The 15,607-nt window shown below is 38.2% G+C and carries 15 protein-coding genes; 1 reads left to right on the plus strand and 14 read right to left on the minus strand.

Translation table 11 applies throughout. The features are described 5' to 3' along the window. Window positions 1-32: 32 nt before the first annotated feature. The 3 genes from H5126_RS04595 to H5126_RS04605 all read right to left on the minus strand — a co-directional run bounded on the left by H5126_RS04595 (window position 33) and on the right by H5126_RS04605 (window position 2,596). Entirely contained in the window at window positions 33-626 is a 594-nt protein-coding gene (locus H5126_RS04595) for a nucleotidyltransferase family protein (RefSeq protein WP_182720655.1), read from the minus strand. After that, entirely contained in the window at window positions 620-1,648 is a 1,029-nt protein-coding gene (locus tag H5126_RS04600; RefSeq protein ID WP_182720654.1) for an XdhC family protein, read from the minus strand. The genes H5126_RS04595 and H5126_RS04600 overlap by 7 nt, the downstream gene beginning before the upstream one ends. Before the next feature lie 84 nt (window positions 1,649-1,732). Beyond that, window positions 1,733-2,596 (minus strand): DUF6279 family lipoprotein, encoded by an 864-nt coding sequence (locus H5126_RS04605; RefSeq protein ID WP_182720653.1) that lies wholly within the window; start codon window positions 2,594-2,596, stop codon window positions 1,733-1,735. A 790-nt stretch (window positions 2,597-3,386) separates the two neighbouring features. Here H5126_RS04605 and H5126_RS04610 point away from each other — a divergent pair. Further along, window positions 3,387-4,112 carry a tetratricopeptide repeat protein gene (locus tag H5126_RS04610; protein WP_039488497.1) on the plus strand — a complete coding sequence of 242 codons (726 nt, stop codon included), beginning with the start codon at window positions 3,387-3,389 and terminating at the stop codon, window positions 4,110-4,112. A 136-nt stretch (window positions 4,113-4,248) separates the two neighbouring features. On the opposite strand, the gene H5126_RS04615 is transcribed toward H5126_RS04610, so the two are convergent. The 11 genes from H5126_RS04615 to dnaJ form a co-directional block, all read right to left on the minus strand. Next, complete coding sequence (locus H5126_RS04615) at window positions 4,249-5,643, minus strand: coniferyl aldehyde dehydrogenase (protein WP_404936431.1); 1,395 nt, start codon at window positions 5,641-5,643, stop codon at window positions 4,249-4,251. 214 nt (window positions 5,644-5,857) lie between these two features. Next, window positions 5,858-7,333, minus strand: coding sequence for an SLC13 family permease (locus tag H5126_RS04620; RefSeq protein ID WP_182716873.1), 1,476 nt, complete (start codon window positions 7,331-7,333; stop codon window positions 5,858-5,860). A 9-nt stretch (window positions 7,334-7,342) separates the two neighbouring features. Next, window positions 7,343-8,299, minus strand: coding sequence for a porin (locus H5126_RS04625; RefSeq protein WP_182693761.1), 957 nt, complete (start codon window positions 8,297-8,299; stop codon window positions 7,343-7,345). 176 nt (window positions 8,300-8,475) lie between these two features. Beyond that, window positions 8,476-9,840, minus strand: coding sequence for a sigma-54 dependent transcriptional regulator (locus tag H5126_RS04630; RefSeq protein WP_002959078.1), 1,365 nt, complete (start codon window positions 9,838-9,840; stop codon window positions 8,476-8,478). Continuing rightward, the gene (locus H5126_RS04635) at window positions 9,833-11,563 is read right to left on the minus strand and encodes an ATP-binding protein (RefSeq protein ID WP_182692464.1); all 1,731 of its coding nucleotides are present in this window, start codon (window positions 11,561-11,563) and stop codon (window positions 9,833-9,835) included. Before H5126_RS04635 ends, H5126_RS04630 begins: the two co-directional genes overlap by 8 nt. A 190-nt stretch (window positions 11,564-11,753) precedes the next feature. After that, complete coding sequence (locus tag H5126_RS04640; protein WP_024595558.1) at window positions 11,754-12,017, minus strand: hypothetical protein; 264 nt, start codon at window positions 12,015-12,017, stop codon at window positions 11,754-11,756. Window positions 12,018-12,177: 160 nt separating this feature from the next. Continuing rightward, window positions 12,178-12,429: a hypothetical protein gene (locus H5126_RS04645; RefSeq protein ID WP_024595559.1), complete on the minus strand. Its 252-nt coding sequence runs from the start codon at window positions 12,427-12,429 to the stop codon at window positions 12,178-12,180. Between the two features lie 304 nt (window positions 12,430-12,733). Then, entirely contained in the window at window positions 12,734-13,102 is a 369-nt protein-coding gene (locus H5126_RS04650) for a response regulator (protein ID WP_182720651.1), read from the minus strand. 92 nt (window positions 13,103-13,194) lie between these two features. Continuing rightward, window positions 13,195-13,599, minus strand: coding sequence for a DUF1761 domain-containing protein (locus tag H5126_RS04655; RefSeq protein ID WP_002959069.1), 405 nt, complete (start codon window positions 13,597-13,599; stop codon window positions 13,195-13,197). 150 nt (window positions 13,600-13,749) lie between these two features. After that, the gene (gene ybaK / locus H5126_RS04660) at window positions 13,750-14,211 is read right to left on the minus strand and encodes a Cys-tRNA(Pro) deacylase (protein WP_182716874.1); all 462 of its coding nucleotides are present in this window, start codon (window positions 14,209-14,211) and stop codon (window positions 13,750-13,752) included. Between the two features lie 100 nt (window positions 14,212-14,311). Continuing rightward, the gene (dnaJ, locus tag H5126_RS04665) at window positions 14,312-15,451 is read right to left on the minus strand and encodes a molecular chaperone DnaJ (protein WP_002959065.1); all 1,140 of its coding nucleotides are present in this window, start codon (window positions 15,449-15,451) and stop codon (window positions 14,312-14,314) included. Between the last annotated feature and the right edge of the window lie 156 nt (window positions 15,452-15,607).

Genomic DNA, 15,607 nt, shown 5'->3' on the forward strand with positions numbered 1-15,607 from the left:
GCTAAAAATTATTTTGCCCTACGACTACTTTTTCACTCATTTTTAGCTATAAAATTACTTAGCTGCTTTTGAGTATCTATATCTACACTCGCACTACTTAAACTAATTGTATTAACGACCTCACTGCTGGAACGCAGTAATTGCTGCGCACCTCTATCTGAAGTTAAGCTTGCAAGCTGAGATAAATCAACCGCTGGGAATATAGCGGGTACACCTAAACGCTCGCCATAGTTTGCGCACCAGCGCGATGGATTACGTTTAAAACCAGTAACTAGCTCACTTAAGTGCGCTACTTTTAGCTCAACCTGATCCGCAAGCATAAATAAAATCCCATCAAAGGACTTATTTTTAAACACAGTTTGAGAAGCTGTCGCGATTGAATTACCCAAACCTTGGCTCCATTGCTTGTTCTCAATCAGCTCTATGCTTTGATAACCTGCCAGTGCCTGCGCTACTTCTTTATGCCATGCCCCGGTAACTACATACACGGGCGTGTCATCAAGTTCTTGAAGTGTATTTACAGCATGCTCAATCATTGTTTTGCCAAAGCCAATATCAGCTGTTAATTTACAGCCGTTAAAGCGAGATGATTGACCTGCGGCTAAAACAACTTTTGCAATTAGCACGGCTCTTGCCCCCAATGACTTAGTGATTGGGCATCTTTATCACACAGCACTGCATGTATTTCGCTGATCAGCGATAGTGCAATACTCTCTGGCGAGTCGCCGCCTAAATTTAAACCGACAGGCCCAAAAACAGGAGACTTAATTTGTGAAACACGCGTATTTGCGTGCTCTAAAACTTGTTCACGTCTGTGCTTAGGACCCAATAATCCTATATATTTAAACGGAACATCTTTAAATTGAGCCAACGTACTGGCGTCAAGTTCAACGCTGTGAGCCATTAAAATAGCCGCATCGACTTTATTAGTTATGCAATATTCTTTTAACTCACTCGGTGTGATGCGCAAAATAGCATCTGCATTTTTAAAATATTGTCTTTTTGCATTAGCCGCGCGTGTATCCCATACCGTTACACTCCAACCAAGTTGTTTGGCAAATGTATAAACCGGAACTGCATCTGCTCCACCACCTACTATTAATAGGTGGGGCGGTGGATAAATAGAGGTTTGCAAGCACGTAGCGCCTTGTAATTCTACCAACTGCGCTTTGCGGTTCATTGATAAGCCATGCAACTCATCATTTTGCGAAAATACACCACTACCGGCTGGCAAAATGGGGCTTACTTGTTGAAGATATCGCCCTGGTTTATTCTCATTAAGTGCTTTAGATACAAGCTCTAACTGTAAATAGTCATTAGCTTTGTGAATGGGCTGCAGTAAAATATGTACTATGCCCCCACAACCAATGCCAAGTTGAAATGTTAAATCGTCTTCATCGGTGGCATCATAACTAATGGTTTTACTGCTTAAACTACTCATTACTTGTTTAGCATGGCGTTGTATGTCAGCTTCTAAACAGCCACCCGAAAGCATCCCCAAGCGCTCGCCTAGGCTCGAAATAAGCATCATAGCACCTAGCTTTCTGTAGCTAGAGCCTTCAATTTTGTACAAAGTAGCTAAAACCCATTCTTGGTTGTCCCTGTTGGGATACCAAGTGTTTAAGATACTTTTCAAATCTGTAACCATATATTGCCCTTTAAAAAGCATTTTTGCGTTTAAAAACAAATCAGCCTAAACAGCTAATTTAAAACTTAATAATTCACGCACAATTTAGTTTTTTATTATATCGTTTAAGGTCTCAATTAACTCATCAAATTGATCATTAACGCTTTGGCGTTGTTTATCATTTAAGGTTGAGTTTAATTCGTAGAGTAAATTTATATATAAATCTAAGTTTGCTTCATTGGCTTTCAATAGTGCGTCGCTCATATATAGTTCGCGCTCTTTAATAACTGTACTCAACTGATTTATAAATTCTTTTTTTGTAATTTCAGCATTTGTAAATACCTGTTTGGCCGCATTCAAACGGGTTTGCTTGTACTCTAACCACAGCGCTCCTGAGTCTTGATGTTGCTCATTAGTTGATTTAATCAGCGCTTTTTGTTGTTTATTAAGCTTGCCTATCCACTGCTCGTAGTATTCAAATTGCTCTTCCAAACGCTCACTTTTTCGCTCAAGCGGGGTTTGTTCGTTAAACTCTTCACGTTCGTCGTTAATTTTTATTTGAATATTGTTTAAAAGTTCTTCTCTTTGCTCACTTGATAAGGTTGCCCCAAGCTCAGCTAAAGGCATGTGCGCGTATTCAAGTAGGTTCTGCCAATGCTTTTTAGCAAAAACCACCTGCTCTTTTAACTGATCAATGCTTAGTGTGGTGTTAAAAAGTGCCTTAATATTTTGAATGTCTTGTTTGTAGGCTGGTAGCTGCGTACTTCTATGCCACGCTTGGGTCGTGTTAATAATCTGTTTGAGCTGCTTATTTTGTGTTTTATTTAAATCAATATAATCATCTACCCAAAATGACGAAAGCCAGCTCAAGTTGTTATAAGTGAATGAGGCTGAACAGCTACACAAAAATACCATGCTGATAGCAAAGCATGCATTTATCACTTTTTTAGCTTTAAGATTATTAAGCATCACTTTCCTTATTTTAAATTTTATAATCATGAAAATCTTATTTGATAATAATTATCATTTAAGTATTGACTTGCGCGGTAATCTAACTAATAATCATTATCAGAAACAAAGTGTACCGACCTCAGTGCCTATGGAAGGATATTCAGCAAGGATGCTGACACATTAAAAGAAGAACGTGCCGCTTCGTGGTATTACTTACTCGACCCAAGTAATAACACCAAATATCACATTTACTTGCTACATTGCTCATATTAGTGACGGTTAATATGACTCAAAAAAGCCCTAACGGGCTTTTTTTATATCTTTAAATTTTCTATAAAATCTGTATCTTACACTTCTTAAACTCATTTACTTACCTTGAAAGTCCACCGCGGTGTTATTTACATTTTATACGCACGATCTTATAAGGTACCGCCTTGCGTTTACACTAAAGCTGGCGTAAAACATAACAGTAGACACCCTTTTTTGCATCTATTTATAGTAACCGATTTAGTCTTTACATAAATGTATTGGGTATTAAACGTTTATAATGTGCAAATAGTGCAAATAGTGCAAAAATTTAATAAATTAGCATTTAACTATGGCCTGTTGACCTTTTAGGATTAAATCTGTTCTATCTAGGCGCTATTTAATCGCCGCGCGAAGTTTGTAACTTAGTAAGCTCATTAAAAAACCGAGCAACAAAGAGCAAACCGCCTCAAGGGCGAGCCTAAATAGCAGTGGATGTTTAATCTAAAAAATGTACTGGCCCTAAAATCTATCGAAACTATTAATAATTGGAGGCATTAATATGTCACAGTTTAATTTAAAAGCACTCATTCTTGCTGGCGTTTTACTTGCCAGCCCTTTCGCTCATGCAACATTAGAAGATGGCATAAGAGCAGCTAACGAAGGTGAATTTGCAGTCGCCCTAAAAGAATTCCAATACCTAGCAGACAAAGGTTTTGCGCCAGGAATTTACGAACTAGCCAAATTATACGAAGGTGGATACGGTGTAACACGCGATTACCGCAAAGCAGCTGCGCTTTATCAACAAGGCGTTAAAAAGAACCATGCTGATTCGATGTTTGCTCTAGCTGTTTTATACGACGAAGGTAAAGGCGTTAAACTTGATCATCAAATGGCAGTTACCTTATTTGAAAAAGCAGCTAAGAAGAATTTACCTGCAGCTCAATTTAATTTGGGCGTAATGTACGCTAATGGCGTGGGTGTTACACGAGACTATGAAGCGGCACGTAACTGGTACGAAAAAGCAGCTGCAAACAATTACTCTTTAGCGCAATTTAATTTAGCCCTCATGTATTTTGAAGGACTAGGTATGCCAAAAGATTTAGAAAAGTCATATATTTGGAATACTATCGCTGAGTACAACGGTAATATGCAAGCGAGTCATAGCCGTAAACTTGATGAGCGTAAAATGCTGCCTAAAGAAATTGAAGAAGCTAAAGAAAAAGCCGATGCCATTTATGCAAAAATACAAGTGGGTACCTATGCTGGCGAAGGTCGCTTATTTTAAAGTCTTATTTTAAAGTTTAAGACCGTAGCTTTAAACTAATCTAAAAAAGGCTGAATTACATAATGTAATTCAGCCTTTTTAATATATCTTGATTAGCAAGTTAACACCTATTCAACTTTACCAAATCAGCACCCTATTATTTTATGTAAAGCCACTTTAGAAGCTTAATAATAAGTTTGCTTTGTTTTAGTAGCATAACAATGCGAGGATTAAACGAGCCCGATACTAACGTATTTTTAGCATGGCTAAACGTTAAAAAACCTTCTATACCATGATAATGCCCCATTCCTGAATGGCCTACACCACCAAAAGGAGCATCGTCAGCAGTTACTTGCACTAAGGTATCGTTTATTGCCACAGTGCCACTGATTGTTTGCTTCATAATGTATTCTTGAGCTTGCTTATCTTGGCCTAAAATATAAAGCGCTAATGGGTGGTGATGAGCTTTAATATAGTCAATTGCGCTGTCGAGCTTTTCATAACTCATTATTGGTAGTATTGGACCAAATAACTCATCTTGCATAAGCTGCATTTCGTCAGTTACTTGAGTCACTAAATGCAGCCCCATACGATGCTTTTCTTCGTCTTGCTGATTGTGTTCAAGTGGCTTAATAATGTTTGCACCCAGTTCTTGGGCTTGCTCTAAGTAGGTTGCCAAACGTTTATAATGCGCATCGCTAATAATAGAAGTTAAGTTTTTACCTTCAACACCGTCTTTAAAATGCTTTTTATACAACTCGCATAATTGCTGAATAAGCTGATGCTCAAGCTCTTTGGGTACAAATACGTAGTCGGGTGCAACGCATATTTGCCCTGCGTTGGCCATTTTACCAAACAGTAAGGCTTGTGCCGCTTTTTTAATATCGGCATTTTGCGTAATAATAACTGGCGATTTACCACCGAGTTCAAGCGTTACCGGCGTTAAATTACGACTCGCTGACGCCATTACTAATTTACCTACGTTCGTAGAACCCGTAAATAATAAATGAGCAAATGGCAGTGATGAAAACTGTGCTGCAACATCACTCGCCCCTAGTATTATTTTACAATGAGCTTGCAGATCATCTTTAAATATTTTTTCGATAACGGCGTTTGTATGAGGTGTGAATTCGCTTAATTTAAGCATCACTCTATTACCGGCAGCTATAGCGGTAAGCACAGGTACTAACGCTAACTGAATGGGGTAATTCCACGGTGCAATAATACCAACCACACCTTTGGGCTGATAATTAACACTGACTTTTGAAGGCCATAAGCTTAAACCCACAGAGCGATTACTTGGCTTTGCCCATTTTGGCAGTTTTTTAATAATGTGCGCGAGTGTTTGCACTGTAGGCAGTATATCGCCAAGTAAAGTATCGAAAGCGGTTCTGTAACCAAAGTCTTTTGAAGCAGCATCTACTAGCTCTTGCTCAAGTTCAACAATACGTACACGGAGTTTTTTCAATAAAACGAGACGTTTATCAATTGGCAAGTAAGGCGTTTCGAGAAAGCTTTTTTGCAATTCATCAAACTGGGGAATTAAAGGCATTGCCTGTGATGTCTCAGTGCTCAAAATAGGTTACTCAATTTTTAAAGTTATTAACGACTATAACCTTGTTCTGTTTTTCGAGCAATAACACTAATTATCTAAAAAAGAGCTTCTTAAGCAATATAAATAAGCATAAAGAGTAGCTTTGTTTAAAATTGTAAGTATAAACAAAGCTACTCTGGCATAGGTTGGTTAGAACTAATTTAGTTCAGCTTTAAAAGCCAAATACTTGGGCTGCAATCGTCATTGTAACCAGCGTAATTAATACAATAGCCACAATGTTTAGCACAAAACCCGCTCTTATCATGTCGCGCATTTGAATTTGCCCTGAGCCAAACACAATAGCATTTGGTGGTGTCGCTACCGGCATCATAAACGCACAACTACACGCTATAGCTGCAGGAATAACCCAAACCAATGGTGAACCTGTTATAGACTCTGCAACGGGCCCTAACAAAGGAAGAAAGCCAGCTGCAGTTGCTGTATTGCTTGTGATCTCAGTTAAAAACGTAATTAATGCCACAACAACAAGTACACTCATAACAAGTGGAATAGTGCTGGCGCCTTCAATTAGGTGAGCAATAAATTCAGCAAGCCCTGATGACTTAATTTGAGATGCAAGTGTAAGCCCGCCACCAAATAATAATAAAACGCCCCACGGCACTTTAGCTGCGCTTTCCCAATCAAGGATACGCTCATCTTTGCCTTTATTCGCTGGCATTACAAACAACAGCAATGCCGCTGCAATTGCAATAGTAGTATCTGAAATATTAAGACCTGTTATATCACCTAATAAAGGTCTAAATATCCAACACAGTGCTGCTAAAACAAACACAAATAACACGCCTTTTTCGGCGCGCTGCATTATACCTAGGCTTTTTAACTGCGTTGAAAACACCGCTTTTGTATCAATTTTTTGATCGTTTTTAATATTAGCATCTACTTTATACGCAAATTTAGTAAGCCAAACCCAGCTAATAATTAGCATGCCTAAAGAAAGTGGTACGCCTACAATCATCCATTGCGCAAAGCCAATTTCTATTTGATAACTATCAGACAAGTACGCAGCCATTAAAGCATTAGGCGGAGTACCGATTAAGGTAGCAATACCACCAATACTTGCACCATAAGCGATTGATAACAGTAAAGCCTTACCAAAACCTTCATTACTCGGGTCTGATTGCTTAACTAAATTAGTAATTGAAAGCGCAATAGGCAGCATCATTACAGCTGTTGCGGTATTTGACATCCACATCGACAAAAATGCGGTTACCAGCATCATGGCTAAAATTTGCAAGCTTGGCTTTTTACCCGCATATAACATGGTGCTTAGCGCAATACGTTTATGTAACCCCCAACGCTCCATAGCAATAGAAATTAAAAAACCACCTAAAAATAAAAATATTAGCGGGTGCGCATACGGGGCAGCCACGCTTTTAATTGCTGCTATATCAGCAAGTGGTGATATTACCAGAGGGAGCAAAGCAGTTGCTGGAATTGGTACTACTTCGCTCACCCACCACGATGCCATCCAAAATGCTAAACCTGCGGTTTTAAATGCCGCTACAGACATACCCGTTGGTGGATCGAGTAAACATGTCATTAGCATTACTACAGGGCCTAGTATCAAAAAAAGCCATTGGAAATTTCTTTTCTTATCTGGTTTTTGCGTGAGTATATTATCTGTCATGGCAGGCCTCTAAAATTTGTATTTAAGACCAAGCGCAACACTGCTGTCGTCTTGTTCTTCTAAATTAAGGTCGGTGTATAAAAGGTAAGCAGTTGTTTGTTTGTCAAATACATAGTCAAGGCCCGTAGTCCATTGTGTTGCCTCAGAAGTTTGACGAAGTAAAGAGTCATCTTTAGCAAACTGTAATTTAGGTACCCATTTATCAAGCGTATAGCTTGCACTTAACACATAACCGTTACCTGATTTTATACCATCTGTTGATTCAGAATGCTGATATAGTGCACCAAGCTGTAATTGTTCAAATTTATAGGCTGCTGCTATTCGGCTCGCATTAATATTATTAAGAGAATCAACATGGCTTAATGATAAGTAATATGAGGTGTTTTTTAAGCTTCGATCACCATAAATAAAGGTTGCTGCAAATCCAGCTTCGTTATCTTTGTTGTCGTCTTTTGGAGCATAAGTAAACGAAAATTGCGTATTATGCCAATACTTAGAAGTGTATGTTAGCGTATCACCAAGTCTATCTTGTCCTGCAATAACTTGAGCTATGTCACCTTGGGTTTCATTAAAGTTATCAACTTTGCCTTCAGAGTATTTAAAGCGAGTATCATTTCTTCCCACTACAAGCTCGCCAAATTGACCTTTTAAACCAAGGTATGTATTCCTTGCACTAAATGGCTCTTCGGTGTCATCTTGCTCAAAGCCTTTTACTTGCACTTCGTATTTAAAAACAACGTTTAAATATTCATTTAATTTGTGTTGCCCTTGAATACCTATACGCGAAAATGGCGCTTCAATCTGCGTGCCTTCTTCTGCGTAACGCATAATACCCGTATCTGTATTAGCAATTTGCACTTCGGCTTTACCATAAACATCATATTCAGTAGCGCAAGCCGTGTACGAGTAAAAAGCAAAGCTACTTATTGAGGTGAGTAAAATAGTAGAGTGTGTAAACTTTATCATTATGTGTCCTAATTATTAGAATCTACTTGTTGTCAGACCTAATAAGGCAACTTTACTGCCAATGGTAAAATACTTTTATATTTCAGATGGTTAATGGGCATTGCGTATAAAAAAGAGAATAAATGTGCGGTTTCCCACACACCATAAAAACGAAGTTGTCACATAAACCACACAATTTAGTCAATAAACATATCACGGTTTAAATTGTATTTACTCATTTTATCGTAAAGGGTTTTACGAGCGATTTGCAGTGTATCCATCGTATTTTTAATACTGCCATGGTTACGCTCTAGGGCTTCTTCTATTAACGACTGCTCATAAAAAGCAACTTTTTCAGATAGGCTTAAATCGGGAGAAAGCTCACCTTTAGCCTGCGTTTTGCTAACACTAAAAGCAAGTTCTACTCCTAATAAAACCGCGCGCTCAGCTTGGTTTCTAAGCTCCCTTACATTACCAGGCCAGTCGTACGCTAAGAGTCGCTGTTGTATTTCGCTATTAAGAGGTGCTGGCGGCTTGTGATAGCGTGTTGCTGCAATAGAGCTAAAGTGCTTAAAGAGTAATACTATATCTGCTTTGCGAGCTCTAAGAGGCGGTATATCTACCTTTACCAAGCTTAGTCGATAATATAAGTCTGCTCTAAATTCACCTTTTTCAACTAATAAAAGCAAATCTACTTTAGTGGCTGCAACAATTCTTATATCTAACTCAATTGCTTTATTATCACCTACTGGAGTTACTTTTCGCTCCTCTAATACGCGTAATAATTTAACCTGCAACGACATTGGGGTACTTTCTATTTCATCTAAAAAAACTGTACCACCTTGTGCAAATTCAAACTTTCCCTTACGAGTGTGAGTTGCTCCGGTATAGGCACCACTTGCAGCACCAAACAACTCGCTTTCTATCAACTGCTCAGGCACCGCGCCGCAATTTATAGCCACAAAGTTACTTGCTGAGCGAATACTTTGATCGTGTAAGTAACGCGCTACAAGCTCTTTACCCGTGCCAGTTTCACCTTCAATCATTACATCAGCTGGGGTATCAATAACCGTATTGAGTAAATGCATCATATCTTGCATTTTAGGAGTATCACCCAGTATTCGTACACCCGGCGCTGAGGTTTTTTGTACAGCAAGTTTTAGTGCACGATTTTGAATCACTAAGCTACGCTTGTCGCATGCTCTTGCTATGCAATCAAGCAATGTTTCGTTTACTGGTTTTTCAAATAAGTCATACGCGCCTAATTGCATAGCTTTAACAGCAATAGTTACATCGGCGTACCCTGTTAAAAATATAACCGGCAGTTCACTATCAAATGCCGTGACTTGCTCAAGCAAAGTAAGCCCATCCATTGCAGGCATATTTATGTCACTCAGTACAACGCCCATAAAACGTCGATTAAGCTTTGTTAGAGCCGTACTTGCATCATTAAAGCACTCAACTGTATAGCCTTCGAGAGTAAGTAATTGCTTTAATGAATCTCTGATCATCGCTTCATCATCAACTACAATGATGTGCTTACACGGTGAGTTTTCAATCATCTGTTTTATCCTGCGTGCTTGATAGACTGATTATAAACTCAGCCCCGCCTTGCAGTCGATTGTGCGCACTTAAAGAGCCATTAAACGAGTCAATGATTTGTTTTGAAATAGATAGTCCAAGGCCTAAGCCGTTACTTTCTTTAGTACTATAAAAAGGTTCGAAAATATTACCAAAAGCATGTTGCTCTATTCCAGGCCCTGTATCTAAAATTGAGAGTTTTACTCGATTATCAAAGCACTCAACATTAAAACTTAATTTACGTATTATTGCGCCATTCATAGCTTGGCTCGCGTTAGTTATTAAGTTAACCAACACTTGCTCAAATTTAAGTGAATCAACCCACACTATTAACCCACTATCTAAATTAGGCTGCTCTACGTGTACGTTATCTTGTTTTAGTTGTGAGCTGGCAATCATCAAGGCGTTATTTAATAAACCAGCTAACGGATAAGGTCTTAATTGAGTTTGTGATGGTTTGCTAAAATGTTTTAGCTGCCCCACTATTTTGTGTACGCGACCTACAAGCCCCTCAATCACAGTTATGCTTTCGCCAAGTGCGGTGTAATTTTGCTTAGCGAGTAAACGTTTGGCGCTTGCTAGGTAAGTATTCATAGCGCTAAGGGGCTGGTTTATTTCGTGATTAATACCTGCGCTTAACTGCCCAATTGTTGCAAGTTTTGCTGATTGAACTAATGCAACTTGCGTTTTCTCAAGCTCTTGTGTGCGCTCAATCACTTTTTGCTCAAGACTATGCCTAGAGTAAACGAGCTTTTTATAACCCGCAAAACGAGCAAGTAAACTATAACCAACAATCATAACTAAAGCATAAATACTAAATGCCCAAAACAAGCGTATTAATTGAGCTGAATTTACTTTTGTAATATCAACAAGTACGTTCATATGTGCACTAAAGTAACGCAATGGTTTTGTCGCACTCACATAAAGGTTTTTATTAATTCTGAAATGCGAAATACCCTGGCTCTTATATTGAAATTGCTTAATATATACAGGTTGATGATCTAAATAAGCACGGCGTAACTTTATATTACGTCGCTTTGTTATATCAAACTCACTGAAGCTATTTAAACGCCATGTTTGCATATCAGACATCGCAATTACATTATCACTAAGCTCTAAATAAAAATGGCTACCTTTAGATGTATTTAAAAGCTCTCTGTCGTTTTCAAATTTGCTTACATTCACTTTTAATACAACAACACCAACCGCTTTGTTGTCGTGATAAACAGCCTGCGAAAAATAAATGCCACGCTCTTTTGAACGCATACCTAGTGCAAAGTAGGCCACTTTTTCACCTGCAAATGCACGCTTAAAGTAAGGTCTAAAGGCAAAGTTACTGCCTAAAAATGTGTAGTCGGCTTGCCAGTTACTACTTGCCGTTACTGCGCCTTGGGCATTCAGTACAAATATATCTGATGCACCACTGGCTTGTTGTATATCAGCTAAGTAGTTATTTATAGCGTTGTAATGGGCTTGGTCGCCGTTTGCAAATTCAATCATTAACTGATTATAAGTAAGTAGCTGGGGAATAGCCGAAAAACGAGCGAGTTCAGTATCAATGTAATTATTTAATTGAGTAACCTGACGCTGCGCTTGAGCTGTTGCTTTTTCAATATCGTGAGCGCGGCCTACCCAAAATGTAACAACCAAAATTAATACTAATAATATACATACTGTAATTATTTTTTTAGAAAACGTAAACATGGCCTACCCGAGAAATAGCCTAAAAATTTAAGGTCGCTAGTGTAACGACTTATATAAGGTAGGGATATAAACTTTTTGTTAACAAATGAATTTAATTATACTTGTTAATTAAATTTAGTCCTAAAAACAAAAAACACCGCAAACAGTTGTGCTTGCAGTGTTTAAGGTTTAGAACAAAATTAATACGTTATTAATTTGTAGCTAAAGCTGATCTGTTTTTTAGGTATTTGTATAAACCAATTAATGAAGCAGCTATCCAAAATATTTCTATCACAAAGCTCGCTAAATTAAAGTTATAGCAAAGGCTAATTAACAACAAAATCGCCCCTGTTAAATTCATCATATTATACGTTAGGCTAGATGGAGACGTTTTTCCTAGCTGCAGTAAGAAAAATGAACCAACTACTAAAAAAGTACCTGTCATACCTATGATGTCAAATAAGAGTGCTATCACGAAACTATCCTTATCCATTTTTAAATAACCCAATAAACTGGCCCGATCCATGGGGAGGGTATTTTTTCATTCATTGAAACAGCAAACCGAGCGATTCTATCAATATGGTAAATTCTAACAAGGCCATATGTCCGTATGAAGAAATTTTACTGTATCTGAATTATTTAAACGTTACTTTGCCACCAATTATTTTATAGGCAGGTGCACCACGAATAATCGCTTCTCGGGCAAAAGGCCGACTGCAGTTAGGACAAATACAAGGCTCTTGTGTAAAGTCTTGACTAATACGCTCTTTAAAACACTTAACTAATGCTCCTTTGCCTCCTTTTCGATATTTAAATAAGGAAGCTTTACAAGCAGAGCAAAAAATATCGACCGTTTTAGTTGGGCCTTTTTTATTAGGTTTTGCCATTAAGTCCTTCAGTACTATATAAAAAATTATTCTTTATGATACCAGTTTATAGCAATTCGTTTAATTAAGTGATCTATTTGAGGGTAGAAAAACGTGTTGATAGCTAGGCGAAAATTCGCTATTTAACTGTTCTAAATGAGAATTTTTTAACACAGGGAGCGACACATTTAGCCTCGCAAAATGATTAAGTATCATTGCTCATTGGTATTAGGTGGGTAAAGGTGACCACTGGGTTTTAAAATTTTTACGCGGTATGGTTATTAAAGTGAGCTCATAATAATTTAATGATGATGAAAAATATAACCTAATCTTTGAAAAAGAAGCGGTTTAATTGAGATGATAATACATTCATATTAAAAGGTTTGATTATAAACCCCGATACTTTAGCCGCAATAACTTGCTTAACTTTATCTGTACTATCCTCACAGATAACCATCAACACAGGAATATCAGCAAGGGCTCTGTCTTTTCGAATGTTTGTGAGTAAATCAACACCATCCATTTTTGGCATATGAAGATCTGTAATAACCAAATCGAAATGTTGCTCACGTAATAAAGCCAAAGCTTGTAATCCATCTGTAGCTTCAACGATATTGCAATACTCCAACTTTCTTAGCATATTAATTAAAACATGACGCATGAGTGGCATATCATCAACTACTAATATTTTCATTAATACCGCTACCAAATCATGTAAATACGATTATATAAACCTACTCTACTCTCAGGTAAGAATCAAACCGGGCATTAACGGCTACTCAACCCTTACGGCCAAATACCTAAAATAAGCCCCATTAACGAAAACTGTAAAATACAGTAACTCCCATTAATTAAAAATAGCTTTAAAGGGCGTTGCTCAAATATATAACTTAATCCTAGTGAACTGCTGATCCAAAAAAAGCCGATTACAAAGCCTGTTCCTATACACTCAACTAAGCTTGCGTCTTTACCTAAAAATAGAGACAACATTAAAGCCGCTATAAATACTAAAAAGAAGCTGCCGCCAAATATCAACTTAGGATTGGCTGATTGTAAATCAAGGTCAGTTAAGCCAATACTTTCTAGCCAAGCGTTTTTAAAGAGTGCTTTTGAGTACCATATGCCGCCAAGCATAAAAGAAGACAGTGCAGCCACCAGTATTGCAAAATAATCTACATCTAAAAGGTTCATACAAACAGCCGTATACAAAATGTGTAATACCGTTTGGTATTAAATATTAACGGTATAAAGATACTCTCAATGTAGTTACAAATAAGGTATTGAGCAAATTGCTTAACTTGAGTTAATTGCCTTTATGGAGAGTAATTTTAAAAATAAAGGCTATAAATCGCCAAATTTAGCGCTAGTTAACGCCGCTAAATTAGTTGGGGAGAGTGCGATTTCTAAACCTCGCTTTCCAGCGCTCACATAAATAGTATCAAAAAGTGAAGCACTACTATGAATAAACGTAGCTAAGCGTTTTTTTTGCCCAAGTGGACTTACTCCACCTAAAATATAACCAGTGCTAGCTTGAACTTTTTGCGGGGCAGCCATTGCTACTTTTTTGGCACCACATAATTTTGCCAACTGTTTTAAGTTAACTTGTTGCGACACAGGAGTAACAGCAACAATTAGCTGCCTTTCATGCGTTTCAAGAACGAGAGTTTTATATACTTGGGCGCTATCTAAATTTAACTTTTCAACAGCTTCAAGCCCATATTGACTATTACCTGCATCGTGATCGTAACTGAGTACTTCAAAGGGGATTTTTTGTTTTTTAAGTAATTCGATTGCTGGGGTCATACTATTGAATCGTGTTTTTTTTAACAGTAACAAAAATAAAATTTAAAGCAAAAAAAACGACGCTAAAAAGCGCCGTTTCATTATTAATAATAATTTAAATTTACTTGGTCAAATCATCAAAAAACTTTTTAACACCGTCAAAAAAGCCTTGCTCTTTAGGACGATTTTTCGAGCTATCTGTACCCATACTTTCATCTAACTCTTGCAGTAGTTCACGTTGACGCTCGTTTAAATTAACTGGCGTTTCGATTACTACCTTACAAATTAGATCGCCTTGGGCACCACTTCGAACAGACTTAACGCCTTTGCCACGCATACGGAACATTTTGCCCGTTTGCGTTTCAGAAGGTATTTTAAGTTTTGCACGACCATCAAGTGTTGGCACCTGAATTTCGCCACCAAGACCTGCTGTTGTAAAGCTAATTGGTACTTCACAGTATAAATTATTTGCTTCACGCACAAATATTTCATGTTCGCGAACAGATACTTGCACGTACAAGTCGCCAGATGGCGCGCCGTGCATTCCGGCTTCACCTTCACCAGTTAAGCGGATACGGTCTCCAGTATCAACGCCAGCTGGAATTTTAACTGAAAGCGTTTTAGTTTTTTCTACGCGGCCTTGACCATGACATTTGTTACAAGGGTCTGAAATAATCTGACCTTGTCCCTGACACGTTGGACACGTTTGCTGAACAGCAAAGAAACCTTGGCGCATTTGTACTTGGCCAGCACCATGACACGTAGTACATGTTTTAGGCTTAGAACCTGCTTTAGCACCACTGCCATCACATGGCTCACAACCCACCCATGTTGGTACTTTAATTTCAACTTCTTTACCACGAACCGCTTCTTCTAAGCTCAAGTCCATGTTGTAACGTAAGTCAGAACCACGTTGTTGACGAGATTGACGTCGACCACCGCCGCCACCAAAAATATCGCCAAATACGTCACCAAATACATCACCAAAATCGCCATGACCGCCACCAAAGCCGCCATGACCACCGCCACCGCCTTGCTCAAATGCCGCGTGACCATGTTGGTCATACATTTGGCGTTTTTGAGGATCGGTTAAAATCTCGTAAGCTTCTTTAACTTCTTTAAATTTAGTTTCAAGCTCTTTATCGCCTGCGGTACGATCTGGATGATATTTCATCGCTAAGCGTTTATACGCTTTTTTTATGTCTCGCTCACTCGCATCTTTGCTTACGCCGAGGGCTTCGTAATAATCGCGTTTTGACATATCTATCACACTACTCTTTTCTGTTTGCAGCGTGAGCTGCTGGATAAACCGATAAATCGCATCGATTTATCATTGAATTTTTAAACCTTAAATACATGCAAAAGGCGCGACAAGCTATTGCTCGCGCGCCTCAATTGTTCATCCTAACCTAAACAC

The organism is Pseudoalteromonas sp. SG45-3 (genome assembly GCF_014164075.1).
GTDB lineage: Bacteria > Pseudomonadota > Gammaproteobacteria > Enterobacterales > Alteromonadaceae > Pseudoalteromonas > Pseudoalteromonas distincta.